At 72.7% G+C, this 26,658-nt stretch carries 15 protein-coding genes and 1 pseudogene; 12 read left to right on the top strand and 4 right to left on the bottom strand.

The annotated features are described in order from the left end of the window. The first annotated feature begins 4 nt into the window (after window positions 1-4). Window positions 5-3,037, top strand: coding sequence for an SUKH-4 family immunity protein (locus ACZ7HQ_RS21260; RefSeq protein WP_470991911.1), 3,033 nt, complete (start codon window positions 5-7; stop codon window positions 3,035-3,037). 216 nt (window positions 3,038-3,253) lie between these two features. Continuing rightward, window positions 3,254-4,141, top strand: a complete 888-nt coding sequence (locus tag ACZ7HQ_RS21265) for an ATP synthase F0 subunit B (RefSeq protein WP_470991914.1) — start codon at window positions 3,254-3,256, stop codon at window positions 4,139-4,141. A gap of 227 nt (window positions 4,142-4,368) precedes the next feature. On the opposite strand, the gene ACZ7HQ_RS21270 is transcribed toward ACZ7HQ_RS21265, so the two are convergent. Then, the gene (locus ACZ7HQ_RS21270; RefSeq protein WP_470991917.1) at window positions 4,369-6,015 is read right to left on the bottom strand and encodes a sodium/solute symporter; all 1,647 of its coding nucleotides are present in this window, start codon (window positions 6,013-6,015) and stop codon (window positions 4,369-4,371) included. Next, entirely contained in the window at window positions 6,012-6,479 is a 468-nt protein-coding gene (locus tag ACZ7HQ_RS21275; RefSeq protein WP_470991920.1) for a DUF485 domain-containing protein, read from the bottom strand. The genes ACZ7HQ_RS21270 and ACZ7HQ_RS21275 overlap by 4 nt, the downstream gene beginning before the upstream one ends. A 246-nt stretch (window positions 6,480-6,725) precedes the next feature. Here ACZ7HQ_RS21275 and ACZ7HQ_RS21280 point away from each other — a divergent pair, with 246 nt between their 5' ends. The 4 genes from ACZ7HQ_RS21280 to ACZ7HQ_RS21295 all read left to right on the top strand — a co-directional run bounded on the left by ACZ7HQ_RS21280 (window position 6,726) and on the right by ACZ7HQ_RS21295 (window position 14,527). Beyond that, on the top strand, window positions 6,726-7,742 hold the full coding sequence (locus ACZ7HQ_RS21280) for a TIR domain-containing protein (protein WP_470991923.1): 1,017 nt from the start codon (window positions 6,726-6,728) through the stop codon (window positions 7,740-7,742). Window positions 7,743-7,835: 93 nt separating this feature from the next. Further along, on the top strand, window positions 7,836-9,392 hold the full coding sequence (locus tag ACZ7HQ_RS21285; protein WP_470991926.1) for a VMAP-C domain-containing protein: 1,557 nt from the start codon (window positions 7,836-7,838) through the stop codon (window positions 9,390-9,392). Then, entirely contained in the window at window positions 9,389-10,447 is a 1,059-nt protein-coding gene (locus ACZ7HQ_RS21290; RefSeq protein ID WP_470991929.1) for an AAA family ATPase, read from the top strand. The genes ACZ7HQ_RS21285 and ACZ7HQ_RS21290 overlap by 4 nt, the downstream gene beginning before the upstream one ends. A gap of 6 nt (window positions 10,448-10,453) precedes the next feature. Then, on the top strand, window positions 10,454-14,527 hold the full coding sequence (locus ACZ7HQ_RS21295; protein ID WP_470991932.1) for a TIR-like protein FxsC: 4,074 nt from the start codon (window positions 10,454-10,456) through the stop codon (window positions 14,525-14,527). 41 nt (window positions 14,528-14,568) lie between these two features. Here ACZ7HQ_RS21295 and ACZ7HQ_RS21300 read toward each other — a convergent pair whose 3' ends face one another. Next, window positions 14,569-16,083, bottom strand: coding sequence for an MFS transporter (locus tag ACZ7HQ_RS21300; RefSeq protein WP_470991935.1), 1,515 nt, complete (start codon window positions 16,081-16,083; stop codon window positions 14,569-14,571). A 386-nt stretch (window positions 16,084-16,469) separates the two neighbouring features. On the opposite strand from ACZ7HQ_RS21300, the gene ACZ7HQ_RS21305 reads away from it, so the two are divergent. The 6 genes and pseudogenes from ACZ7HQ_RS21305 to ACZ7HQ_RS21330 all read left to right on the top strand — a co-directional run bounded on the left by ACZ7HQ_RS21305 (window position 16,470) and on the right by ACZ7HQ_RS21330 (window position 25,473). After that, the gene (locus ACZ7HQ_RS21305) at window positions 16,470-17,258 is read left to right on the top strand and encodes an ABC transporter ATP-binding protein (RefSeq protein WP_470991938.1); all 789 of its coding nucleotides are present in this window, start codon (window positions 16,470-16,472) and stop codon (window positions 17,256-17,258) included. Further along, window positions 17,255-19,843: an ABC transporter permease gene (locus ACZ7HQ_RS21310; RefSeq protein WP_470991941.1), complete on the top strand. Its 2,589-nt coding sequence runs from the start codon at window positions 17,255-17,257 to the stop codon at window positions 19,841-19,843. Before ACZ7HQ_RS21305 ends, ACZ7HQ_RS21310 begins: the two co-directional genes overlap by 4 nt. Window positions 19,844-20,053: 210 nt before the next feature. Next, on the top strand, window positions 20,054-23,587 hold the full coding sequence (gene mfd, locus ACZ7HQ_RS21315) for a transcription-repair coupling factor (RefSeq protein WP_470991944.1): 3,534 nt from the start codon (window positions 20,054-20,056) through the stop codon (window positions 23,585-23,587). 19 nt (window positions 23,588-23,606) lie between these two features. Then, window positions 23,607-23,708 (top strand): annotated as a pseudogene (locus ACZ7HQ_RS21320) (MerR family DNA-binding transcriptional regulator); the annotation flags it as partial. Between the two features lie 248 nt (window positions 23,709-23,956). Further along, complete coding sequence (locus tag ACZ7HQ_RS21325; protein WP_470991947.1) at window positions 23,957-24,676, top strand: HNH endonuclease family protein; 720 nt, start codon at window positions 23,957-23,959, stop codon at window positions 24,674-24,676. A 53-nt stretch (window positions 24,677-24,729) separates the two neighbouring features. Further along, window positions 24,730-25,473 carry an N-acetyltransferase gene (locus ACZ7HQ_RS21330; protein ID WP_470991950.1) on the top strand — a complete coding sequence of 248 codons (744 nt, stop codon included), beginning with the start codon at window positions 24,730-24,732 and terminating at the stop codon, window positions 25,471-25,473. A gap of 21 nt (window positions 25,474-25,494) precedes the next feature. Here the strand turns inward: ACZ7HQ_RS21330 and ACZ7HQ_RS21335 are convergent, their stop codons facing one another. Beyond that, a complete protein-coding gene (locus ACZ7HQ_RS21335) occupies window positions 25,495-26,619 on the bottom strand; it encodes a hypothetical protein (protein ID WP_470991953.1) in 1,125 nt (374 codons plus the stop codon). Window positions 26,620-26,658: the final 39 nt, after the last annotated feature.

Here is a 26,658-nt window from a genome sequence, read left to right on the forward strand (position 1 = left end):
GGCGATGGTGACCTTCGCGCAGGCGCAGGAGCGCGCCGAGGAGTGGATCAACGGTGAGGCGCCCGCGTACCAGCATCGTGAGGTGCGGGTGCGGGAGTTCGAGCTGGGTTTCGTGGTGTGGGGCGAGGACCGGGCGGAGGGTCCGCGGTCGGACGCGGGCGCGCAGCGGCTGGTGATCGCCCGGGACACCGGTGAGGCGACGCTGTGGCCGGCGTTGCCGGTGGGTGAGGTGATCCGCCGGTACGAGGAGGAGTACGGCCGTGCCGATGAGCCGCAGGACGCGGTGCCGGCGCCGGCGGCCGCGCGGGTGGACCTGAATCAGACGTCGTTCCTGCTGACTCCTCCGGAGTGGTTGCAGGAGGCGGCGGACAAGCTGGGTATCGGGGACCGGCGGGCTGCGGGCGGGACTGGTGCCGGGGCCGGCGCGGGAGCGGGGGCTGGTGCTTCGGGCTCCGGTGCGCCTGCTTCGTCCGGTGGTGCCGGGCAGGCGGAGACGCGGGCCGGGGTGCCCGCGGGGGCTTCCGGGGTGTCCGGTGGTGCGCAGGGCGGCCCTGTTGCGGAGGTGCCGGCGGGGGCGACGCCCTGGGCCGGTACGGACACGAACGCCGGCCCCGGTGAGGACGACCGTTCGGTGCCGTTGCCCGCGACGGTGTTCGCGCCGCCGCTGAGTGACCCGGACGACGAGGGTCAGCGGCCGCCGGTGAGCGCACCGGATGCGAAGACGGCGCTCATGTCGGGGGGCAGCCAGTTGCCGCCGACGGCACTCGCTCCGGCGCTCGATCCTTCCAAGGCGTCGGGCGGGCAGGGCTTTCCGCCGGGTGCGCCCGGTGCACCCGTGACGTCCGGTGCTCCCGGTGCGCCGGGCGTTCCGCAGGGCGGTACGCCCACGCCGCCGCCCGGCATGCCTCCGTACGGCCATCCGCAGGCGCCGGCGGCTCCCGGGACCTCTGCGCCGGGTGCGCCCGCTGCTCCCGGTGTGCCGCAGGGCGGTACGCCCACACCTCCGCCGGGTGCGCCCGCGTACCCGGCGGCGCCCGGTACCCCGTTCCCGCCCCCGGGTGCTCCGGGTGCGCCGCAGGGCAGCACGCCTCCGCCGCCCCCGGGTGCCGCGTCGTATGGCTATCCGCAGGGCCCCGGCGCCCCGCAGGGTGCTCCGGGTTACGGCTACCCGCAGGCGCCGGGTGGGCCGCAGCCTCCGGCCGACGCCGGTGCGTCCGCGCGGCATCTGGCGCCGAACGCCGGGGACATCGCGGATGCCGCGACGAGCAAGGCCGCGCCGCCGCCGAAGAAGGCGCGCGGGGGAGTGGGTGCGCCGCCTCCGCCGCCGGGTGCTCCGGGCCTGCCGGGCGCGCGCCCGGGGAGTGCGGCGCCGCCGCCCGCGCCGGGTGCGCCAGCCGGTGGGTATGTGCCGACGCAGCTGGTGTCGGCGCTCGGGCCCGAGGGGCCCGCGGGCCAGGGGGGCGCGGGTGCGCCTGCCGGTCCAGGTGGCGCGGAAGGCGTGCAGGTGCCGGGTGCCCCCCATCCGCCCGGCGCGCCCGGGGGCAACGTGCATCACGCGGCCACCGTGCTGGCCGACCCCGGCAGTCTGGGCGGGGCTGCGCCGCAGATGCCTGGCGCCCAGGGTGTTCCGGGCGTTCCGGGTGCGCCGGGCGCTCAAGGAGTTCCCAGTGCTCCCGGTGCTCCCGGTATGCCGAATCCGCCCGGCGCTCCTGCGGGTCCGGGAGCCCCGGGCATGCCGCCCGCGCCCGGCGCGGTACAGCCTCCGGGTGCCCCCGCGGGGCCCGGTGCCCCCGGCGTGCCGCAGCCGCCGAGCGCCCCGGGTGGTCCCGGTGCTCCGGGCGGCGGGATCGGGGCTGTGCACCACGCGGAGACCGTGCTGGCCGCGCCGCCGGTGGCAGGCCCGGGCGCGCCTCCGCCGCCGCCCGCCCCCGGCGCGCTCGGTGCGCCGGGCGCCCCCGGCATGCCTCCGGGTGCGCCGCAGCCGATGCCTCCGGGTGCGATGCCGCCGCCGGGCGCGCCGGTTCCGGGGCAGCCGCCGGCGTACGGGTATCCGCAGCAGGGGCAGCCGACGGTCGGCCCCGGGTATCAGGCGGTGCTGCGCTACCGCGCGCAGGACGGTTCGGAGCAGCAGCTGATCCGGCGTTCGGCGCCGGGCACCCCGCACCCGGAGTGGCAGATCTTCCACGAGCTGCGCACGCTGAACGTGCCGCCGGACCAGGTGCTGGAGCTGCACACGGAGCTGGAGTCGTGCGAGCTGCCGGGCGCCTACTGCGCGCGGATGATCCGGGAGCAGTGGCCGCAGGCGCGGATCGCGAGCATCGCGCCGTACGGCACGGACCACGCCAGCAGGCAGCAGGGCATGCAGCAGTTGCTCGCGCACCAGGGCGAGTTGCACCAGGTGGCGGACGGTCCCGCGCGGCCGGCGCCGGTGCGGGCGCCGTTGCCGCCGGTGCAGGCCGCGCCGGCGATCCCGCCGGAGGCCATCGCGCAGGAGCTGGCGGCGGCGTTCGGACCGGGGGTCTTCCGGTTCGAGCAGCAGGCGGTGTCCCGGCAGGGTGTGCCGCCGGTCGTGGCGCACACGCTGGTGGTGGCCGGTCTGCCGGTGGACATGGGCCCGTTCTTCTGGGCGCAGGCCCAGCCGGGCCGTCCGGTGCCGACGCTGGCGGAGCTGGCGGCCGAGCGCGGGGTGCAGCCGGCGGCGGACGCGGGCTCGTACCTCGTCATGGGCACCGATTTCGGCAAGGCGCTCTGTGTCCAGTACGGGACGGCGAACATCGTGGCCGTGCCGGTCGAGGCGGGGCCGGGCGGGGCGCCGGTGCCGCCGCAGTTCGTGAACACCGGGCTGCCGGAGTTCGCTCGCTGCCTGGCGCTGCTGGGCCGGATGTGGCGACTGCGGTTCGGGCTCAACCAGGAGCAGGCGGGCCGCTGGACCGTCGACTTCCAGGCCCAGCTGGCCGCCCTGGACCCGGCGGCGCTCGGTTCGCCGGAGAGCTGGTGGTCGGTGCTGCTGGAACAGATGTGGGACGGGCTGCTGTAGGCCGATCGGGTGGGTGCCGCCGTCCTCCGGCGGCATGATCATCACCTTTGAGGAAGAGGCGCCCCAGGCGCCTCGCACCCCACGTAGAGCGCCACATGCGCGAGGGCGACCGCGGTGTGGCCGCGGAGTGTCGCGTTATGAACGCTTACGTCCGATCCATCAAGATATGCGCGAAATCATTCTGTCGTGTATGTCCGGTGGAGAGGGGTTCCCAGGGTGAGCAGTGCATCGAAGTCGCCGCACGGCTTTGTGACCGTCCGGGGGCGCGGCTACCGCACCGACCAGGTCGACGCCTACATGGAGACGCTGTGGTCCGATCGCGACGCCGCCTGGGAACGTGCCGCTCGGCTGACCGTCCTCGCCAAGGACATGGAAGCGGAGGCCGCGCGGATGCGCGAGGTCCTCGCCCAGCTCCCGCCGCAGACGTACGAGTCGCTCGGGGGACGCGCACGGCGCTTGTTCCAGCTCGTCCAGGAGGACGCGGCGGACCTGGGTGAGCGCACGAAGCGTGAAGCGCAACAGCTGGTCGCGCAGGCCGAAGTGCGCGCCGACAGCGCGCGCCGGAAAGCGCAGCAAGCGGCGGAGGCGCTGCGCAAGGCGGCGGACGAACACGCCCGCCAGCGGCTCCTCGCCGCCCGTGCCGAGGCCGACGCCATCCGCATCGGCGCGCGGCGCGAAGTGAAGCGAGAGCGCGCGGAGATGCTCACCGCGTTGCGCGAGATGCGGCAGCGCACCGCCGGGTTGGCCGCCGAGCAGTCCCGGCAGCAGGCCGAGCGGTGGGCCGAGGTCGAGCGGGAGGAGGCCGAGCGGTTCGCCGCCCTGGACGCCGAGTACGCCCAGCGGACGCGGCGGGCCGAGGCGGCGGTGGCCGACGCCGAGCGGGTCCTCGCCGAGGCCGAGGAGTTCGCGCACCGCAGCCAGGAGGCGGCACGCGCGCGTGCCGCCGCCATCCTCGCCGAGGCACACGCGTGCGAGGAACGCCTCGCCCGCGAGACGGAGCAGGTGCTGCGTGAGCACGGCGATGCCTGGGACCACGTGCAGGCACATATGGACGAGGCCCGCACCAACCTGATCTCCCTGACCGGAAGAGCGGCGCTGGAATAGCCCCTGGGTCACCTCCGGCTCCCCCGGCTCCCTGGGTCACCTCCGGCTCCCCCGGCTCCCTGGGTCACCCCCGGCTCCCGGCTCCCCGGGTCACCCCCGGCTCCCGGGGCCCCCTCCGGCCACCCGGCCCACCTCCGGGCCCAGCCCCCTCTGGCCCCCGGCCCCCTCCGGCCCCGGCCCACCTTCGGTCGCCCCGGGGCCGACCGCAGCCTTGGCCGCCGCCCCCGTCACCCTCCCTCCCGCACCGCTCCCGCCAGGATCCGTCCCTCCACCGCCTCGTACTGGCGGCGCTGTCGCTCCGCGTCGGCGCGGCCCGAGACGACCGTGCCGAGCCAACCGAAGAGGAAGCCGGCCGGGATGGAGACGATGCCGGTCGTGGTGAACGGGAACCAGTTGAAGTCGGCGTGCGGGAAGGCCGACACGGGGGAGCCGGAGACCAGATTGGTGCCCGGCATGAGCAGCAGCACGGTCAGCGAGCCCCCGATCAGCGTGCTCAGCAGCCCGCTGCGGGTGTAGCGGCGCCAGAAGAGCCCGTAGACCAGGGCCGGCGCGATGGCCGAGGCGCCCAGGCAGAAGGAGAGCGTCACGAGGGGCTGCAGGCTGTGGTGCTGCACCAGCGTGGCCAACAGGATCGTCGGCACCCCTATGGCGAGCGCGGAGACGCGGGCCAGGGCCATTTCGCGCCGGGCCGGCATCTCCTGCACACGGGCGGCGAACACGTCGTGGGCGAGGGAGTTGGCGCAGGCCAGGATCATCCCGGCGACCGACGCGAGCAGGGTCAGGAAGATCGCCGTCGTCACCAGGGTGAACAGGAAGGTCTCCGCCGTCGACACGTCCGCGCCGAACACGGCCCGCGAGCCCAGCAGATAGGCGGTGTTGCCCTGCGGGTCGGCCCCGGCGATCACGGCGCGGCCGACCAGTGCCGTGGCACCGAACCCCACCACCGTGATGACCAGCACGAACAGGGCGACGATCGACACCGCCCAGGACATCGAGCGGCGTACCTGGCGGGCGCTGGAAGCGGTGTACATGCGCATGGTGATGTGCGGCAGCACACCGCCGCCGAGCACGACGGTCAGCTCCGAGGCGACCATGTCCAGGCGTGACCTGCCGGAGGTGCCGAACTCCAGCCCCGAGTGCAGGAAGGCCGGCCCGGCGCCGCTCTGCCGGGACGCCGCGGCGAACAGGGCGCCCGGGTCCCAGCCGAAGCGGTGCAGCATCAGTACGGCGACCACGGCGCCCGACCCGACCAGCATCACGATCTTCAGGATCTGGATGAGCGCGGTGCCCTTCATGCCGCCGATCGCCGCGTAGGCGATCATCAGGGTGCCGAGTCCCACGACGCATCCGGTCTTCAGCGACTCGTTGGAGAAGCCCAGGATGAACGCCATCAGCTGCCCGGTTCCGGCGAGTTGGACGAGCATCAGCGGCAGCAGGGCGGCGATGGTGACCGCGCAGGCCGTGATGCGCACCGCGCGGCCCGGCAGCCGGCGGGCCAGCGCGTCGCCCATGGTGAACCGGCCGGCGTTGCGCAGCGGTTCGGCGAGCAGGAACATCAGCAGCATCAGCGACAGCGCCGTGCTGAGGGCGAGGGCGACGCCGTCGTAGCCGCACAGGGCGATCACCCCGCCGGTGCCGAGGACGGTGGCCGCGGAGATGTAGTCGCCGGCGATGGCGAGGCCGTTGCGCAGCGGCGACAGGGAGCCGTAGCCGGTGTAGAACTCGTCGAGGTCGTCGCCGTCGGGGCCGGTCATCACACACAGCAGCAGGGTCACCGTGGCGACGGTGGAGAAGGCGACCAGGGACATGGCCTGGGACGAACCGCTGAAACCCGTGAAGCCCCCCACGGCGGGGGAGCCGGCGGCGCCGGTCATCGGGTCGCTCCTCGGCGTGCGTCCAGTTCGGCTTCCTTGCGGATGCGGTCCGCGAGCGGATCGACGTGCCGGCGCGCGGTGTGCTCGTACAGGGCGATCGCCAGCCAGGTGACCGGGAGCTGGACCAGGGCGAGCAGCAGGCCGGCGGGTATGCCGTCGGCGACGGTGCTGGTCATGACGCCGGGCGCGCACGCGGACAGGATCAGGAACAGCGTGAAGTAGCCCAGTGCGGTGAGCGTGGCGGTCCGCCGCTGCCAGCGGTAGGCGCTGCGCAGCACCCGCAGGTCGCTGTGATGGCCGAGGGGCTCACGGGACGGGCGGTGACCCGGACGGGGCGGTGGCGGGGGAGCGGGCTGCCAGGGGTAGGTGAGGGGATCGTAGGACGGGCGGGGTGGCTCGTAGGACTGTGGTTCGTAGGGCTGGTGAGGCGGGGCGTACGACGAAGGGGACGGGTCGTAGGACATCCCGGGGCTCCTTGCGTGGCTCGGGTCCGTGGCGGCGGACCGCAGGGAGGTGGGGGGTGCGGAGCCACGCACGCTACTCGCGCGGTTCCCCCCGCGCGGCGTTTTCGCCAAACTGGCCAGTCGGTATGCGCTTACTACGGGAACACGCGCTTCGATGACGTCTCGTCAAACCACCAGACCCGGCGTCACCGTTGAGCCATAGTGGATCCACTCGGCGTGGTGTGCGGCAGGCAAGGGGGAGACCACATGAGTGGGACGGCGACGTCACCGGAGCGGGTGTTCATCTCGTACGCCCATGACGACGCGGAGCACGTCGACCGGGTGAGGGACTTCTACCGCTTCCTGCGCCGCTGCGGGATCGACGCCGAACTGGACCTGCCCGCGGCCGAACGCCGTCAGGACTGGGTGCTGTGGATGCTGCGCGGCGTGCGGGCCTGCCGGCACGTGATCGTCGTCGCCTCGCCGGAGTACAAGCGGCGTGCGGAGGGCGACGCCGGGCCCGGTGAGGGCGCGGGGGTGCAGTCGGAGGCTGGGCTGTTGCGGCGCCTCGTGTACGAGGATCCCGAAGCCGCGCTGGAGAAGATCATTCCCGTGGTCCTGCCCGGTGGCTCCCCGGACGACCTGCCCCTGTGGCTGGGCGGACGTGCCCACACCTGGTACGCCGTCGAGGACTTCACCGTCGAGGGCGCGGAGCCGCTGCTGCGGCTGCTGACCGGCCAGCCGTACGAGACGGTGCCGCGGCTGGGCACGGTGCCCCTGCTGCCGCCGCGCGAAGGTGACCCGGCCGCCCCGCCGCCGCGTGAAACCGCCTCGGCCGCCCCGCCGTCGGTGCCCTCGCCGGCCGTGCTGCCCTCGCCGGTCGTGGTGGCCTCGCCAGCCGTGGCGTCGGCACCGGTCGTGGCGTCGGCGCCGGTGCGGCGCCCGGAGCCGACCGCGACCTTCGTGCCGCCCGGCTCGAAGGACCTGGTCGACGCCCTCATGGCATGCCCGGCGCTGCACCAGCTCGGCGCCCGTCATGAACTGCTGGAGCTGATGGGCGAGTTCCTCGAAGGCCCGGGGAGCTTCTTCGACGTGCCGGAGTCCCCGGACGCCCGCACGCACCTGCGCGCACTGGACCGCCGCATCAGACGTACGGCCCTGACGGCCCACGCGGCGCTGAAGGCGATGTACCTCGCTCTGGAGACGATCGCGCCGGACGACACCGGCACCAAGGGCGTGCGGGACCTGCTCGTGGCCTGCGGACTCGTCCTCGGGGAGGAGTGAGTGCTCTTCGGGCGCCGCTCGCGGTCCGGCGGCCACGCGGGGCACCGGGGCAACCCGCGCACGGGGTGGCGGTGGAGGACGGACCGTCAGCTAGTGGCCATCCTGCTCGGCACCGACGGGCTGCACGAACTCGCCGTCCGGCAGGACCTCCTGAACGAGACGGGCGAGCGCCTCGGACTCGGTCACGCGTTCCTCGTGCCCGAGTCCCCGGACACCCGGACGCACCTGCGCACCATCGTCCGCGCCGTCCGGCGCGCCGCGGCACTGGAGGCGCTGCGCGACGCGCTGCTGGTCGTCAGGGAGGACGACATCGGCACCGCGTGGTTCCGGCTCGCGGTGACGGTGCTGACCGCGCCGTCCGGTCCGCTGCCCGCCCCGTTCATGCTGGAGCTCGTCGACGTACTGCGCGACCAGCCGGAGGACTTCGGGAAGACCGCGATCTCCCGGTACAGCACCGAACGCAGTGTCGCCGGCCGCCCGCTGGACGGCCGCTCACTGCCGCAGGTGCTCTTCCAGCTCTACGACGCACGGGTGCCGGCCGGCGACCCCGACACCCCGCGCCGGGACCTGCTCCGCTTTCTCGGGATGCTGGCGCAGGAGCCGATGACCATGACACCGGGGCTGAGCCGCCTGCTGGCCTCGGTCCCCGGCCGGGACCGAGCGGGGCACCGGGAGCAGGACCCCGCGGCGCCGGCCGGCGGCGAACGCCAGATCATCATCCAGATACGGGTCGAGGAGGAAGGCGCCCCCACCGACCTGCCCAGCACGCAGCGTCAGTACTCGCTGCGCGGCTACTACTACCAGCGCGTCGGCGACGCCCGGCCCGACTACCTGGGTTCGCGGTCCCTGCCCGAGCTGTTCACCGGCGAGGAACTGGAACGCCGCGGCCGCGCCTTCCTGGCCACCTGGCAGGAACCGGCGCAGGCGGCGCGGGGAGTGAGCAAGAGGGTGGAGTTCCTGCTGCCGCACTCCCTGCTCGGCCACCCGGCCGAGTCATGGCCGGGGGGTGTGGCCGACGTGCCGATCAGCCACACCTGCCAGGTCGTCGTACGGTCCCTGACGCGCTACAAGGACAGCACGGTCCACGACGCGTGGCTGCGCCGCTGGAAGGCCCTGGACCGCGACTGCTCGCCCGGTGACGCGCTGGAACGCATCGGCTGGATGAGCCCGGACGGGGCCGGGGACGGGGCGTGCGACGACGACACGCCCGACATGCCGGCGAAGCGCCGGAGCTGCCCCCCGGGCAAGTACCCGCCCCTGCGGCTGACCGACGCCGCCGACGTCGCCGACTGGCTGGACCGGCACACCGACCTGTCCTGCCTGGGCCTCGCCGCCCCCTACGACCACGGCGACGACCTCCTCAGGGACGCCGTGCGCGATGCCCTGCTGCTGGACGGCATCCCGGTCATGGTCTGGCGGCGGGACAAGGCCGACCCGGGCCCGCTGCTGGACGTGTTGCGTGCGGGACAACCGCCCGCCCTGCTGGCCGACCTGCCGCACAGCGTGCACCAGGCGCGCAGACGGGGCCGCAAGGACCCGCGGAGCGTGCACAACCAGATCACCCTGCTGTGGGACGACCCGACATGCGTCTTCAGCGGCCAGGACCAGCTGATGTCCGGCACCCGCGGGGCCGGCGAAGGAGCAGCATGACGAAGAAGCCGGACTGGTGGGTCTACGAGGGCACCGGCCTCCCGGGCGATGCCGTCCGCAGGCTCCCCGAAGCACCCCCCTGGCGGGCCTTCCGGCACGGCCGCGCCCAGCCCGAGCTGTTGCTCGACACGCCGGACGCCCCCGACGACGCCGTCCGGCGCCACCTCGGCCGGGCCGGTCAGGGCGCCGCCTATCAGGCCGGCGAGCGCGAGAAACACCTCGTGAACCTCGCCCTGCACCTGCGCCGGCCGCTCCTGCTCACCGGCAAGCCCGGCACCGGCAAGTCCACGCTCGCCTACTCCGTCGCGCACGAGCTGAAACTCGGACCGGTGCTGCGCTGGCCCGTCACCAGCCGTACGACGCTCAAGGACGGGCTGTACGAGTACGACGCGGTCGGCCGCCTCTACGACGCGGGGCTGCGCAACGCGGGCGCCCTGACCGGGCGTCCCGACGAGGCGATCGAGGCGCCGGACATCGGCAAGTACCTGTCGCTCGGTCCGCTCGGCACGGCGCTGCTGCCCTGGAAACGGCCCCGGGTGCTGCTCATCGACGAGATCGACAAGAGCGACATGGACTTCCCGAACGACCTCCTCAACGTGTTCGAGGAAGGCGAGTTCCCCATTCCCGAACTGGCCCGCCTCGGAAAGCAGGAGCAGACGGTGACGACGGCGGACCGCAGGGAGGTGACGGTCAGGGGCGGCGAAGTGGCCTGTGCCGAATTCCCGTTCGTCGTCCTGACCAGCAACGAGGAGCGGGAGTTCCCGATGGCGTTCCTGCGCCGCTGCATCCGGCTGGAGATCGGGGCGGCGGACAAGCAGCGGCTGACCGGCATGGTCGCGGCACACCTCGGCGAGCCCGGAGCGGACGGCAACGGCTCCGCCGCCGTGCGCGACGAGCTCATCGGCCAGTTCCTCGCGAAACAACGGGAGGTGGGCGCGCTGGCCAACGACCAGCTGCTCAACGCGCTGCTCATGGCCGAACGCGGGCTGTGGGACGACGAGACGGGACGGGCCCTGCTCGGCGAGGACCTCCTGCGGCCGCTGGACCGGGGCTGAGCGGACATGACGGGGGCCGAGGACACCGGGCACGACGACATCCTGCGCGAAGAGCTCGCCCGTCTCCTCGACGCGGGGGGCATGCCGGACGCGAGCGACGCCCTCGACGTGCTGTGGATCGCCCGGCTCAGCGGCCTCGACCCGCTCGACTGGTCGCTCCTCGGCAACGGCACCGACCCGACGGCCGCCCCACCCCCGGCCGACCCCGTGCCCCCCGCACTCCCGGACGACCACACCGCCCCGGACGACCCCGACGAACCCGACCCCCCGTCGGCCCGTCTCCACCTCCCCGGCGCCGCCGCCCCCGCCCGCCCCGGCGGCGCACACGCCATCCGTGTCGCCCAGCCCCGGGCGCTGCCCGACACCCTCTCCCTGACCCGGGCCCTGCGCCCCCTGCGCCAGACCGTGCCGTCGGCTCGCTCCCGGATCCTCGACGTGGCGGCCACGGCGGCAGCCTCCGGCGACACCGGCCTGCTCCTGCCCGTCCTGCGCCCGGCCGCCGAACGGCGTTTCTCCGCCGACCTGTTGATCGACACCGGCACCACGATGGCGGTCTGGCACCGGCTGGCCGACGAACTGCGCACGCTCCTCGCCCGGCACGGCGCCTTCGCCGACGTCCGGGCGTGGGCCCTGCAGACGGACGGCCCCGAGCCGACGCTGGCGCCGTTCCGGCGTGGAGCGCAGTCCGCGTCCCCCACCCGCCGGTGGCGGCAGACGCTGGCCGACCCGACCGGCCGCCGCGCCGTCCTGGTCCTGACCGACGGCGTGGGCCCCGCCTGGTACGGCAGCGAACTCCCGGACACCCTGGCCGACTGGTCCGGGCACAGGCCGGTCGCCGCGCTCCAGGTGCTGCCCAGCCGACTCTGGCACCGCACGGCGCTGCGTCCGGCCCCGGTGCGGGCGCGGGGCACACAGACGGGCCGGGCCACCGTCGAGGTCCGGTCGTCGGGTCCGTTGCCGGGCGTCGCGCGGGGCCGCGCGGGCGATGCCGACCGCGCGCGGATCCGCTGGCTGCCGGTGCTCGAGGTCGCCGGTGACTGGCTGGGCCCGTGGGCGCGGCTGGTGTCCGGCCGTACGACGGACTGGGTGCCGTTGCGTGCCGCTGCCCTGACCGTGGTCGAGCGCCCGGGCCCGGCCACCCGGGACCAGGAACCGAACCGTCCGGCGGACTGGATCGAACGGTTCGAGGAGGGCTACTCGCCGGAGGCCTTCCGACTGCTGCGGCTGCTGGCCGCCGCGCCACTGAGCCTGCCCGTGATGAGACTGGTCCAGCGCACCATGCTCCCGGCGTCCACGCCCATGCACCTGGCCGAGATCTTCCTCTCCGGGCTCCTCGTCCGCCGGACCCCGGCCGAGCCCGGCGAGGACCCGGACGGCGTGCTGTACGACTTCCGGGACGGGGTGCGGGAGGCGTTGCTGGACCGGCTGACCCGCACGGAGTCGCGACGCGTACTGGACCAGGTGATCGACAACGTGAGCGACCGTGTGGCGGCGACGCTGGGCGGGGTGCTCGACTTCACCGCCCTGGTGGCCGCGGCCGGCCGGAGCGGCGGGCTGGACGGGGTCGAACTGCCCGCGGAGAGCAGGGCGTTCGCCGAGGTGGCGCTGATGGTCATCAGCGGGGCCGGTGGAGACCTGGAGGAGGTTGCGGCACGGCTCGCGCGGGGACGGGCGGGGACGGCGGATGAACGGGCTGCCCAACGGGCCCTGGAGGAGGGGGAGAAGCGGTGGTGGGAACTGCGGGGGTTCCCACGGCGGCGCAGGCCGGGACCGGCTGCGGCTGCCGACGGCCGGAGCCCGGTTGCCGCGGCGGACGAACCGAGCACTCCCGAGGCCCTGGTCGAACGCTTCCGGGAGAGGAACTCGCCGGAGGCCTACCGGCTGCTCTGCCTGCTGTCGGGCGCCGAGCTGCTCACCCTCCCCGTGATGCAGCTGGTCTGCCGCACGATGGTCCCGCCCACCAGACCCCAGCACCTCGACGAGGTCCTCCATGCAGGCCTCTTCGTCCGACGTACCCAGGCTGTGCCGGGTCAGGACGCGAGCACGGTGCTGTACGCATTCCGCGACGGGGTGCGGGAGGTGCTGCAGGACCAGCTGAGGCGTGCGGAAGCGGTGGAGAAGCCGGGACGGTGGCGCGAGGTCGTGCCTCGGCTGTTCCCGCGGCGACGGCAGAACGTGGAAGTGGTTCTGGAGAGGCAGGGTTCCAGGATCGAGTTCAGCGGTGACGAGCAGACGATGCGGCAGCTCCTGCACACCCTGAGGAATCCGGCGCAGATACCTCCTCCACCGCCGCACCATGTCCAGCGGGACGAGGCCGCGTACGTCCGGACCGTGCTGGACGGGGGCGTGGGGACCTGCGTGATCCAGGGGGCCCGGGGCGTGGGCAAAACCACGCTCGCCGCTCACTGCGCGGCGCGTGCGGCCGAGAGGTTCGAGACGGTCCGGTGGATCCGCGCCCACACCCGTGAGTCCATGCTGGCGGATCTCCTCACCCTGGCCAACGACCTCGGCATCTTCCGGGTCAAGGTCAGCTCCTTCCCCGCCGGGCTGCTGACGGACATCCATGACCATCTGCGCGACCACTCGGGCTGGCTGCTGGTCTACGACGGCGTGACATCGGAGACCTTCAGGCGCTATCCGGGCGATCCGGCGGGGTCGAGGTCGCTGTGGCTGCCGCCGGAGGGCTGCGGCAGTCTGCTGGTGACCCTGGAGGAGGGGACGCGCTGGCCGGAGGCAGGGCACAGGAAGGTGACGCTGGAGGACTTCAGCCACGACCAGGCCGTGACGTACCTCAGCAAGGCCCTTGCTGAGCATCACGGCGACCTGTGGGTCCGGACGGCGGAGCTGGCTGACGTCGTAGCCGTGACGGGAACGAATCCGCGGGTGCTGGCGGAACGGGTGTCGGTCCTCACGAGAGACCGTGTGCAGGTCCGTGAATACGTCCAGTCGGTGCTGGAGAGCCGCCCGGAAGTCGAGAGTTTCCTGCCCTCCCTCGTCTGGATCACCCGGGACGGCGCCTTCCTCGGGACGGGGGTCGCTGTGCGACCCGACGCCGTGCTCACCACTGGCTTCACCGTGGAGGCCGGCAGGGATCGTGTTCATCGGCTGGGCCGGGGTGTGGGCGTTCGCGTGGTGAGATCGGAGTTTGTGGCCGGTACTCCGAGGCTGGTCCTGCTGCGGCTCGCAGAGGCCGTTCTGCCCGCGGCGGCTCCCGCCCAGCCCGGCAACAACGCGGTCGTCGCGGCATGGTTCGAGCCATCGCCCCGCTCCGAGTCACCCAGGATCCGACTGCGCCCCGCAGGCTCCACCATGCCGCTCCCCGTCTCGGGTACGGCTCTGATCGACGCGCACGGGCGACTGCGCTCCCTGGTGGCATCCGGGGACAGAGCACCGATCGACGTCACCCCTCAGATCACCGGCACGATCACGAACCTGCCCAGAAGCCCGGTCCAGGTGCGGGAACAGGCGGCGGAGGCCGCGCGACAGCTCGAGACGCGGCTCTTCCCGTTGTTCTATCTGAGCTACGCCCGTACGCCACCGGCTCGTGCCCGCAAGGGCAGCGCGGAACACCGCTTCTTCACCGACCTGACCTCGGCTCTTGAGGAGCTCCTCCCGGTCGAGGAACCAGGCATCGGCTTCTTCGACGCCACACTGCGCCTGGGTACGCGCTGGCGCCCGGCGATGCAGCGCGCCATGGCCCGTGCCCAGGTGTTCGTGCCGCTCTACTCGACCCGCTACTTCACCAGCGAGTGGTGCGGCAAGGAATGGGACGCCTTCAGGCGCAGGCAGAAGCAGGACCGGAACAGCGTGGCGACCGTACCCGTGATCTGGGCTCCCACCGACCGCTCGCTGCTGCCCCCGGATGCCCGGACCGTGATGAACAGGCACGTGACCTCTGGCACCCTCTACGCCCGGGAGGGCCTGACAAGGCTGCAGGAATCCCATCCACGTACATACCAGCGCAGGGTGGAGCGGATCGCCGAGCTGATCATGGATGCAGTCAGGGCGACCCCGCTGAGCCCCTGCGACCCCGGCCTGCTCGATGACCTGGACAACGTGTTCAAAGGCGACAAGGGCTGACGGACCCCGGCGAGGAACTCCGTCCAGGCGTGCCCGCGCGGCTACTCGTCGCGCACCGGGAACCGTCGCGGAGCCACCACCAGCAGCACCACGAAGGCCAGCGCCGCCGCGCCCGCCGCCCCGAGGTACACCGCGTGCACCGCGTCGGCGATCGCCCGCCGGGTCGCCTCCGGGGCCGTACCGGCGTCCAACGCGCGCGTGACGGAGTCCAGATCGCCCGATCCGCCCAGCCGTGCGGCCAGCACCCCGTTGGCGACGGCACCGAACAGCGAGGCGCCCAGGGTCTGTCCGGTCTGCCGGCAGAACAGCACCGAGGCGGTCGTGGTGCCCCGCTCCGACCAGCCCACCGTCGACTGCACCCCGACGATCAGCGGCAGCTGGAACAGTCCGAGCGCCCCGCCGAGCAGCAGCATCAGCAGGGCGGGCTGCCACCAGGAGCCGGGGTAGGGCAGGAACGGGAACGCGAAGAGGATCAGCGCGGCCAGGCCGATGCCCAGCAGCGCGGTGTCCCGGAAGCCGATGCGCCGGTACACGTGCTGGCTGAACGCCGCCGACACCGGCCAGCTGAGCGTCCACACCGACAGCACGAACCCGGCGGCCACGGGCGCGAGTCCGAGCACCGACTGGGCGTACGTCGGCAGGAAGACCGACGGGGCCACCATCAGCAGTCCCAGTGCGCCGAGCGCCAGGTTGACGGCCGCGATCGTCCGGCGCCGCCACACCCAGCCGGGGATGATCGGCTGCGCCGCCCGCCGCTCCACCACGACCACCACAGCGGCCAGCGCCAGGCCCGTACCGAAGAGGGTCAGTGACGGCGCCGACAGCCACGCCCAGGCGACCCCGCCCTGCACCAGCGCGGTCAGCAGCACCCCGCCGCACGCGAACACCGCGAGCGCGCCGGCCCAGTCCACGCGCGCGCGTGCCGTGCCGTCCGGAGCCTGCGGCTTCTCCCGCTCGGGCTCGTGCAGATGGCGGACGACCAGCCACAGCGCGGCGAGGCCGATGGGCAGGTTGATCAGGAAGATCCAGCGCCAGTCGGCGTACGCGGCGAGTACTCCGCCGAGGCCCGGCCCGGCCACCGCCGACACCGCCCACACCGTGGACAGCTTGGACTGGATCTTCGGGCGTTCCGCCAGCGGGTACAGGTCGGCGGCCAGCGTCTGGACCGTTCCCTGCAGCGCCCCGCCGCCCAGCCCCTGCACCACCCGGAACGCGATCAGCGCCGCCATGTTCCAGGCTCCCGCGCACAGCACCGAGCCCAGCAGGAACACGGCCGCGCCCGCCACCAGTACCGGCTTGCGGCCGAAGGTGTCGGACAGCTTGCCGTAGACCGGGAGCGTGACGGTCACCGCGAGCAGATAGCCCGAGAAGAGCCAGGAGAAGACGGAGAAGCCACCGAGGTCGCCGACGATCTGGGGTACGGCCGTGGAGACGATGGTGGCGTCCAGCGCGGCCAGTGCCATCGCCAGCATCAGCGCGGCGACCACCGCGCCGCGCCGCCGGGTGTCCCGCCGCTCGTCCGCGCCGCCGCGTATCGCGGGTGTCGTACTCCCCACCGGTGTCCCTCCCCGTGTCCCTTGCACCTATCTGCGGTACGACAGCTTCCCACTTGAGCCTGACGCGACGGGAGGGTGCAGTCTGTCCGGGCCGAAGGGTGGAGCCGACCCCGAGAAGAACTCCACCCGGCGGTGGATGCCCCCTAGGGGGCGTCTCCGTACAACGGCCTGGGGAGGGTTCGTACCGCCGGAGGAGGCGGCGGGCGGGTAGGCGTCCTTAACCTGGCTTTACGCCGCTGGGGGGCGGCTGACCGAACCGGCGGGGGTGGGGATTTCCCCCGCACAAGAGGGGGCTTCGCACCAGCGCGCGGCACCCCCTCTCCCCGTGAGACTCATCGACGTACCGCTTCACGACACTGTTCGTACACCGACATAGGAGACATACCGTGACATCGGCTGTGACCATTCCCAGGCACGGGGGCACTGGAGGGCCTACGGCCGTTGCCGCGCGGGCGCGGCAGGTCGTGAAGGCGTACGGGTCCGGCGAGACCCGTGTCGTCGCCCTCGATCACGTGGACGTGGACATCGCGCGGGGGCAGTTCACCGCGATCATGGGCCCCTCGGGGTCCGGCAAGTCCACGCTGATGCACTGCCTCGCCGGGCTCGACACCGTGACCAGCGGTCAGATCCACCTGGCCGAGACCGAGATCACCGGCCTGAAGGACAAGAAGCTCACCCAGCTGCGCCGCGACCGGATCGGCTTCATCTTCCAGGCGTTCAACCTGCTGCCGACGCTGAACGCGATCGAGAACATCACGCTGCCCATGGACATCGCGGGCCGCAAGCCGGACAAGGCCTGGCTGGACCGTGTGGTGGAGACCGTCGGGCTCGCCGGACGCCTCAAGCACCGGCCGACCCAGCTCTCCGGCGGCCAGCAGCAGCGCGTCGCCGTGGCCCGCGCCCTCGCCGCCCGCCCGGAGATCATCTTCGGGGACGAGCCGACCGGAAACCTCGACTCGCGCGCGGGTGCCGAAGTCCTCGGCTTCCTGCGCCGCTCGGTGGACGAACTCGGCCAGACCATCGTGATGGTCACGCACGACCCGGTGGCCGCCTCCTACGCGGACCGGGTGCTCTACCTCGCCGACGGCCGGATCGTCGACGAGATGTACAACCCGACGGCCGATCAGGTCCTGGACCGCATGAAGGACTTCGACGCCCGGGGGCGTACGTCATGACCGTCCTGAAGACCTCGATGCGCAACTTCTTCGCGCACAAGGGCCGGATGGCGCTCTCGGCGGTCGCGGTACTGCTGTCGGTGGCGTTCGTGTGCGGCACGCTGGTGTTCACCGACACGATGAACACCACCTTCGACAAACTCTTCCAGGCCACGGCCTCGGACGTGACGGTCAGCGCCAAGGGCTCCTCCGACACCGGCCAGACCACCTCCCGCACGGGCAGGCCGCCCGTCCTGCCGGCCGCCGTGGTCGGCAGGGTGCGCGGGGCCGAGGGCGTGCGGAAGGCCGAGGGCACCGTGTTCTCCACATCGGTGACCGTCATCGACGCCAAGAAGGACAAGCTGTCGCCCAGCAGCGGCGCGCCCACCATCGTCGGCAGCTGGAACGGCAACGACGCCCGCACCATGAAGATCACCACCGGTACGGCGCCCCGGGGCCCGGACCAGGTCATGGTCGACGAGGACACCGCCGACAAGCACCACCTGAAGCTCGGTGACGACATCGGCATGATCTCGGTCGTGGGCACGCACCACGCGCGCGTGTCCGGCATCGCCGCCTTCAAGGTCACCAACCCCGGCGCGGCGATCTTCTACCTGGACACCAGGACCGCCCAGCAGACCCTGGTCGGAAAGACCGGCGTCTACACCAACGTCAACGTCACGGCCGCCCAGGGCGTCACCGACGCGCAGCTGAAGAAGAACGTGACCGCCGCCCTCGGCCACGGCTACAAGGTGCAGACCGCCAAGGAGGTCGCCGACGCCAACCAGAAGAGCGTCAAGAGCTTCCTGAACGTCATGAAGTACGCGATGCTCGGCTTCGCCGGGATCGCCTTCCTCGTCGGCATCTTCCTGATCATCAACACCTTCTCCATGCTGGTCGCCCAGCGCACCCGCGAGATCGGCCTGATGCGCGCCATCGGCTCCTCCCGCAAGCAGGTCAACCGGTCGGTGCTGATCGAGGCGCTGCTGCTCGGCGTGATCGGCTCCGTGCTCGGCGTCGGAGCGGGCGTCGGCATCGCCGTCGGCCTGATGAAGCTCATGGGCCAGATGGGGATGCACCTGTCGACCGACGACCTGACCGTCGCCTGGACGACCCCCACCGTCGGTCTGGTCCTCGGCGTCGTGGTCACCGTCCTGGCCGCCTACCTGCCCGCCCGGCGCGCCGGCAAGATCTCCCCGATGGCCGCCCTGCGCGACGCCGGCACCCCGGCCGACGCCAGGTCGGGCGTGATCCGGGCCGTGACCGGCCTCCTCCTCACCGCCGCCGGCGGCTGGAGCCTGTACGTCGCCGGCACCGCCGACAAGGCCAAGGCCGGCTCGGGCTGGCTGGGCCTGGGCGTGGTGGCCACGCTGATCGGCTTCGTCGTCATCGGCCCGCTGCTCGCCGGCGGGCTGGTCCGGGTCCTCGGCGCGATCATCCTGCGGATCTTCGGCCCCGTGGGCCGGATGGCCGAGCGCAACGCGCTGCGCAACCCGCGCCGCACCGGCGCCACCGGCGCGGCCCTGATGATCGGCCTGGCCCTGGTGGCCTGCCTGTCGGTGGTCGGCTCGTCCATGGTCGCCTCGGCCACCGACCAGCTCGACAAGACCGTCGGCACGGACTTCATCATCCAGCCGGACAACCCGCAGACCGGTCTCATCCCCACGCGGGCCGTCAAGGCCCTCAGGGACACCCCGGGGCTCGCGCGGGTCACCGAGTACCGGCCGACCGACGCCGACTTCACCACCCCGGACGGTCAGACGCTCAAGGACACGGACATCACGGCGGCCGACCCGACCTATGCGACCGACGTGCGCAAGAAGACCGTCGCCGGTGACCTGAAGGACGCCTACCTGCCCGACTCGATGTCGGTCCACGAGAAGTTCGCCAAGGCCCACGGCATCCGCCTCGGCTCGAAGATCACCGTCGCGTTCAAGGACGGCGCCACCGCCCGTCTGACGGTCCGCGCGATCACCACCAGCGACGACGTGATCGACCAGGGCGCCAAGTACACGTCCATCGCCACGCTCTCCAAGTACGTCCCCGCCGACCGGATGCCGCTGGACGTGCTGGTCTTCGCCACCGCCGAGGACGGGCAGCAGGCGGCCGCCTACAAGGCGCTGAAGTCGGCGATGCACGACGACTTCCCGCAGCTGACCGTGCGCGACCAGACCGACTACAAGAAGGCGCTCAAGGACCAGATCGGCCAGCTGCTGAACATGATCTACGGCCTGCTGGCCCTCGCGATCATCGTCGCGGTCCTGGGCGTGGTGAACACCCTGGCCCTGTCGGTGGTCGAGCGGACCCGGGAGATCGGCCTCATGCGGGCCATCGGTCTCTCCCGCCGCCAGCTGCGCCGCATGATCCGCCTGGAGTCCGTGGTGATCGCCGTCTTCGGCGCCCTGCTCGGCCTCGGCCTCGGCATGGGGTGGGGCGCGACCGCCCAGAAGCTCCTCGCCCTCCAGGGCCTGAAGATCCTGGAGATCCCCTGGCCGACGATCATCACCGTCTTCGTCGCCTCGGCCTTCGTGGGCCTGTTCGCCGCGCTGATCCCGGCGTTCCGGGCGGGCCGGATGAACGTACTGAACGCGATCGCGACGGACTAGCCGCGCGGGGCTGGGCCGACGCCACGACCACCGCATACGGGGGTTGCGGGGGGAAGAACCCGGTGCCGGGGAGCCGCAAGGACTTCCCGGCACCGGGTTTCCCGGCTGTCCGTGCGGCAACCGGACGGCGGGGTTGTCCACAGGCCCGACGGTGAGGTCGACGGAGTCGTAGGCTGGGATGCGTTGCCCATCCCCGGACGGAAAGCCCCCATGAGCCTGCACGGTCTGCTCGACGCCGTCGTCAAGGACCCCGCCCTCGCGGAAGCGATCACGGCGGCCGCAGACGGCAACCGCATGCACGTCGACCTCGTCGGCCCCCCGGCGGCCCGCCCCTTCGCGGTGGCCGCCCTCGCCCGCGAGGCCGGCCGCCCGGTGCTCGCGGTCACGGCGACGGGACGCGAGGCCGAGGACCTGGCGGCAGCCCTGCGCTCCCTCCTCCCCCCGGAGGGCGTCGTGGAGTACCCCTCCTGGGAGACCCTCCCGCACGAGCGGCTCAGCCCGCGCAGCGACACCGTCGGCCGCCGCCTCGCCGTCCTGCGCCGCCTCGCCCACCCCAGCCCGGACGACCCCGAGACCGGCCCGGTCTCCGTCGTCGTCGCGCCCGTGCGCTCCGTGCTCCAGCCGCAGGTCAAGGGACTTGGCGACCTGGAGCCCGTATCCCTGAGAACCGGCCGGACCGCCGACCTGAACGAGGTCGTGGAAGCCCTCGCGGCCGCCGCCTACGCACGCGTGGAACTGGTCGAGAAGCGCGGCGAGTTCGCCGTGCGCGGCGGCATCCTGGACGTCTTCCCGCCCACCGAGGAACACCCCCTGCGCGTCGAGTTCTGGGGCGACGACGTCGAGGAGGTCCGCTACTTCAAGGTCGCCGACCAGCGCTCCCTGGAAGTCGCCGAGCACGGCCTGTGGGCCCCGCCGTGCCGCGAGCTGCTGCTCACCGACGACGTCCGCGCCCGCGCGCGCGTCCTCGCCGAGGAGCACCCGGAACTGGGTGAACTGCTCAACAAGATCGCCGAGGGCATCGCGGTCGAGGGCATGGAGTCCCTCGCCCCGGTCCTCGTGGACGACATGGAGCTGCTGCTCGACGTGCTGCCCAAGGGCGCGATGGCCGTGGTCTGCGACCCGGAACGGGTACGCACGCGTGCGGCCGACCTCGTGGCCACCTCCCAGGAGTTCCTGCAGGCCTCCTGGGCGGCCACCGCCGGCGGCGGCGAAGCCCCGATCGACGTCGGCGCCGCCTCCCTGTGGTCCATCGCGGACGTCCGCGACCGCGCCCGCGAACTGGACATGATGTGGTGGACGGTGTCCCCGTTCGCGGCCGATGAGGAACTGGACGCGGACACCCTCAAGCTCGGCATGCACGCGCCCGAGACCTACCGCGGCGACACCGCGCGGGCCCTCGCCGACACCAAGGGCTGGCTCGCCGACGGCTGGCGCACGGTGTTCGTCACCGAGGGCCACGGCCCGGCCGCCCGCACGGTCGAGGTGCTCGGCAGCGAGGGCATCGCCGCCCGCATGGACGCCGACCTCGGCGAGCTGAGCCCCTCCGTCGTGCACGTGTCCTGCGGCTCGATCGAGTACGGCCTGGTGGACCCGGCGCTGAAGCTCGCCGTGCTCACCGAGACCGACCTGTCCGGCCAGCGCCCGACCGGCCGCGAGGGCGCCCGGATGCCGGCCCGGCGCCGCAAGACGATCGACCCGCTCACCCTGGAGCCGGGCGACTACATCGTCCACGAGCAGCACGGCGTCGGCCGCTACATCGAGATGGTGCAGCGCACGGTGCAGGGCGCCACCCGCGAGTACCTCGTCGTGGAGTACGCACCCGCCAAGCGCGGCCAGCCCGGCGACCGGCTCTACATCCCGACCGACCAGCTGGAGCAGATCACCAAGTACGTCGGCGGCGAGGCGCCCACCCTGCACCGGCTCGGCGGTGCCGACTGGACGAAGACCAAGGCCCGCGCGAAGAAGGCCGTCAAGGAGATCGCCGCCGACCTGATCAAGCTCTACAGCGCGCGCATGGCCGCCCCCGGACACTCCTTCGGCGCCGACACGCCCTGGCAGCGCGAGCTGGAGGACGCCTTCCCCTACGCGGAGACCCCGGACCAGCTCACCACCATCGCCGAGGTCAAGGAGGACATGGAGAAGTCGGTCCCCATGGACCGCCTGATCTGCGGCGACGTCGGATACGGCAAGACCGAGATCGCGGTGCGGGCCGCCTTCAAGGCCGTACAGGACGGCAAACAGGTCGCCGTGCTCGTGCCCACGACCCTGCTGGTGCAGCAGCACTTCGGGACGTTCTCGGAGCGGTACGCGCAGTTCCCGGTGAGCGTGAAGGCGCTGTCCCGCTTCCAGACCGACACCGAGGCCAAGGCCGTCCTGGAGGGGCTGAAGGACGGCGCGGTGGACGTCGTCATCGGCACCCACCGCCTGTTCTCCTCCGAGACGAAGTTCAAGGACCTGGGCCTGGTCATCGTCGACGAGGAGCAGCGCTTCGGCGTCGAGCACAAGGAACAGCTGAAGAAGCTCCGCGCCAACGTGGACGTGCTGACCATGTCGGCCACCCCCATCCCGCGCACCCTGGAGATGGCGGTCACCGGCATCCGTGAGATGTCCACGATCACCACGCCCCCGGAGGAGCGCCACCCGGTCCTCACCTTCGTCGGGCCGTACGAGGAGCGGCAGATCGGCGCGGCCATCCGCCGCGAACTGCTGCGCGAGGGCCAGGTCTTCTACATCCACAACCGCGTCGAGTCCATCGACCGCGCGGCGGCCCGGCTGCGCGAGATCGTCCCCGAGGCGCGCATCGCCACCGCCCACGGCCAGATGTCGGAGTCGACGCTGGAGCAGGTCGTCGTCGACTTCTGGGAGAAGAAGTCCGACGTCCTCGTCTCGACCACGATCGTCGAGTCCGGCATCGACATCTCCAACGCCAACACGCTGATCGTGGAGCGCGGCGACACCTTCGGCCTGTCCCAGCTGCACCAGCTGCGCGGCCGCGTCGGCCGGGGCCGCGAGCGCGGCTACGCCTACTTCCTGTACCCGCCGGAGAAGCCGCTGACGGAGACCGCGCACGAGCGCCTGGCGACCATCGCCCAGCACACGGAGATGGGCGCGGGCATGTACGTGGCGATGAAGGACCTGGAGATCCGCGGCGCGGGCAACCTCCTCGGCGGCGAGCAGTCCGGGCACATCGCGGGCGTCGGCTTCGACCTGTACGTCCGCATGGTCGGCGAGGCCGTCGCGGACTACCGGCGGCAGCTGGAGACCGGCGAGATCGAGGAGGAGCCGCCGCTCGAGGTCAAGATCGAGCTGCCGGTCGACGCGCACGTCCCGCACGACTACGCGCCCGGCGAGCGGCTGCGCCTGCAGGCGTACCGGGCCATCGCCTCCGCCAACTCGGAGGAGGACATCAAGGCCGTCCGCGAGGAACTCACCGACCGCTACGGCAAGTTGCCCGAGCCGGTGGAGAACCTGCTCCTGGTGGCCGGGCTGCGGATGCTCGCGCGCGCGTGCGGCGTCGGCGAGATCGTCCTGCAGGGCACCAGCATCCGCTTCGCCCCGGTGGAGTTGCGCGAGTCGCAGGAGCTGCGGGTCAAGCGCCTCTACCCGGGCACGGTCGTCAAGCCGGCCGTCCACCAGCTGCTGGTCCCGCGCCCGAAGACCGCGAAGGTCGGCGGCAAGCCACTGGTCGGCCGCGAACTGCTGGGCTGGGTCGGGGAGTTCCTGGCCTCGATCCTGGGGTCGTAGGAGTCGCGAGGGGGCATGGATCGGTGAACTGGCGGCGGTGACCGGGGCGACACCGCGCGCCCTGCGTCAGTGCGAGCAGCAGCGCCTGATCACCTCCGCCCGCGCCGCCAACGGCTACCGGTGCGTGATACCGGCGTGCCCGTAGGCCGTCCCGCCCGGCGGCGCCGCCGGCTTCGAGGTGTGAGCGGGCGCACGGCCGTGCCCCCGGACTCCCCCGCCAAGCCCCTCCCGTGCCCCAAATCGGGTCCGGATTGCACCTGATCACCCCTTTGTGTCCCATCTGGCGGAAGCCGGGGGTCCGTTACCGTGGGCACAGGAACGATCCGCCCGCCCAGCGGGGCGGACCAGGGCGAGCAAGGGGGACATACCGTGACGCGTCTGAGGGGCGGGGCGGTCACCGCGGTGGTCGTCATGGCGGTGGCCGTGACCGGCTGCAAGAGCGAGCAGACCAAGGGGTCCGCCGGATCCGGCGGGACACGGGGCGGGGGAGCGGCCCTCGCCGCCGTCGACACACTGACCGTCAAAGGCCGGGCACCGAAGACCGGATACGCGCGGGAACGCTTCGGCACCGCCTGGGCGGACACCGACTCCAACTCCTGCGACACCCGCGACGACATACTCAAACGCGACCTGAAGGACGTGAAGTACAGCGGCGGTGCCTGCAGGGTCTCCTACGGTCTGCTCGAACCCGACCCCTACTCCGGCAAGGACATCACCTACCGGCGCGGTCGCAGCCAGGTCGACATCGACCATGTCGTCCCCCTCTCCGACGCCTGGCAGAAGGGCGCCAAGTACTGGGACGCGAGCAAGCGCATAGCGCTGGCCAACGACCCCCTCAACCTCATCGCCGTCGACGCGAGCACCAACCGCGGCAAGGGCGACGGCGACGCGGCCACCTGGCTCCCGCCCAACAAGGCGTACCGCTGCACCTATGTGGCCGCCCAGGTCGCCGTGAAGAAGAAGTACGGGCTGTGGGTGACCGCGGCCGAGAAGGCCGCCATGAAGAAGGTCCTCGCCGGCTGCTCCGGCCAGAAGCTCCCCACGGGCGGCAACCCGACCAAGGCGCCGGAGCGGTTCCGCGCGCGCTGACCGGCCGGAAAACCCTTGTCCCCGGCGGGCCCGTCCCCCCTACCGTGAGTGTCATGGACGTCAGGGTGAGCAGCATCGCCGAGCGGCCCGACCGGCTGCCGGCGGTGTTCGAGATGGCCGACACATGGCCCGAGTTCGTGACCAACGACCCCGTGGGCACCGCGCACTACGGCCGCATCCCCACCGAACTGCCCCAGTACGCGCTGTTCGCCGAGGACGGGCACGGCGAGATCGTCGCCCACGCCTTCAGCGTGCCCTTCGCCCTCGACGTGGACGGCCGGCGCACCCTGCCCGGGCGCGGCTGGGACCAGGTCCTGCTCTGGGCCTTCGCCGACCTGCGCCGAGGCACCCGCCCCGACACGGTCGGCGCCATCTCCGTCACCATCGCCCCGCACGCCCAGGGCCACGGACTGTCCGCCGTCATGCTCTCGGCGATGCGGGACCGCGCCCGCGCCCTCGGCTTCCGCGAGGTCGTCGCCCCCGTCCGCCCCAGCGCCAAGCACCGCGAACCGCACACCCCGATCGGTGCCTACGCCCACCGGGTCCGCCCCGACGGGCTGCCCGAGGACCCGTGGCTGCGCGTCCACGCGCGCGCCGGCGCACGCATCGACTCCGTCGCACCGGCCTCCATGACCGTGGGCGCCTCGCTGGAGGAGTGGCGCCGCTGGACGGGGCTGCCCTTCGACACCGCCGAGGACGTCGAGGTGCCCGGCGCGCTGGTCCCGGTCCGCTGCGAACCCGAACGCGGGTACGCCGTCTACGTCGAGCCCAACGTGTGGATGCGGCACCGGCTGTAGCCGCCGGGCCCCCGGTGCGCGTCAGCTCCCGATGGCGTGGCCGCGCGGGGCGGGGGCCGGGCAGCCCGCCTTCTCCCAGGCGACGAAGGTGTTGGTACGGGCGAAGACGAAGGCCTTGACCGGGTTGCCGGAGTACGTCCACGGCACGCTGCCGACGTACCCGCCGACCGCCCGGAACTGCTCGACGGCCTCCGCGTACCGCTTCGTCTGGAACAGGGTCTCCGCCAGCAGGTGCCGGACCAGCGGCAACCGGTGGTGCCCGGCGGGCGTCCGGTCCACGGCGTCCAGGGTGGCGTCCAGGGCCGGCTGCACGAACGGCTGGATGTACGCGGGCGCCTTGGGGTCGCGGGACGTGTGCTCCATGAGCGCGTACAGGGGAAGTACGGGGAGCAGGCTGCCCCGCGGAGCGGAGGCCGCGGCCTGCTCGGCGAACGCGTACATCAGCTCGTGCGAACCGCGCCACTTGGCGCACCAGTACTGCAGGGCGCTGACATGGGCGCCGAAGTGGTGCGGGTCGCGTGCGGTGATCTCGGCCCACAGCGCCCGGAAGTCGTCGTGCGACCAGCCGAGCCCCAGGGCGATGGTGATCTGCGCGATCCAGGGGCAGGGGTCCTCGGGCGCCATCCGGGCGGCCTCCTGGCAGGCGGGGAGCGCCTCCGCCAGCAGCCGGCGGAAGCCCTCGAACTGTTCGGCCGTGGTGTGCTTCGCGAGCTTCGCACCGCGGACCTTGCCCGCGAGGGAGACGAGCGCGTCGGCGTGCACGAGCGCGCCGGACGGGTCGTCGGGGTACGCGCTCCGCCACGCCTTGACCCAGGTGTCGTCCTCGGCGGCGGCGTGCACGAGGACGCCGAGCCGGTACCACCGCAGGTCCCAGTCGCGGCCCGCTCCGGCCAGATAGCCGGCGGCCTGCCGCCAGTCACCGGCGAGGGCGGCTTCAGCGACCGCGTCGGCCTCCGGATCGGGCCCCGCGCGACCGGCGTCGAGCTGAGCGGCGGGCACCAGCCCGTACTTGGCGGGGTCGATGTTGACCGGCGCCTTGGCCTTCGCCTCGGCCCGGAGGGCGCGCGCCTTGCGGGCGTTGCGGGGGACGGTGACGGCCGCGTAGAGGAGGGCGCCGGCGCCGGCTATGTCGATCAGGACGTTCATTCCGGGTCTTTTCGGGTCGGGACCACCTGACGAGGTGGC

It is taken from the genome of Streptomyces sp. NPDC037290 (assembly GCF_055603245.1).

What these genes read in the sequence shown, in the direction of transcription:
- ACZ7HQ_RS21260 (WP_470991911.1), top strand. Translation starts at nt 5, where the DNA reads ATGGTGACCTTCGCGCAGGCGCAGGAGCGCGCCGAGGAGTGGATCAAC.
- ACZ7HQ_RS21270 (WP_470991917.1), bottom strand. Translation starts at nt 6,015, where the DNA reads ATGACCGGCGCCGCCGGCTCCCCCGCCGTGGGGGGCTTCACGGGTTTC.
- ACZ7HQ_RS21275 (WP_470991920.1), bottom strand. Translation starts at nt 6,479, where the DNA reads ATGTCCTACGACCCGTCCCCTTCGTCGTACGCCCCGCCTCACCAGCCC.
- ACZ7HQ_RS21280 (WP_470991923.1), top strand. Translation starts at nt 6,726, where the DNA reads ATGAGTGGGACGGCGACGTCACCGGAGCGGGTGTTCATCTCGTACGCC.
- ACZ7HQ_RS21290 (WP_470991929.1), top strand. Translation starts at nt 9,389, where the DNA reads ATGACGAAGAAGCCGGACTGGTGGGTCTACGAGGGCACCGGCCTCCCG.
- ACZ7HQ_RS21295 (WP_470991932.1), top strand. Translation starts at nt 10,454, where the DNA reads ATGACGGGGGCCGAGGACACCGGGCACGACGACATCCTGCGCGAAGAG.
- ACZ7HQ_RS21310 (WP_470991941.1), top strand. Translation starts at nt 17,255, where the DNA reads ATGACCGTCCTGAAGACCTCGATGCGCAACTTCTTCGCGCACAAGGGC.
- mfd (WP_470991944.1), top strand. Translation starts at nt 20,054, where the DNA reads ATGAGCCTGCACGGTCTGCTCGACGCCGTCGTCAAGGACCCCGCCCTC.
- ACZ7HQ_RS21330 (WP_470991950.1), top strand. Translation starts at nt 24,730, where the DNA reads ATGGACGTCAGGGTGAGCAGCATCGCCGAGCGGCCCGACCGGCTGCCG.
- ACZ7HQ_RS21335 (WP_470991953.1), bottom strand. Translation starts at nt 26,619, where the DNA reads ATGAACGTCCTGATCGACATAGCCGGCGCCGGCGCCCTCCTCTACGCG.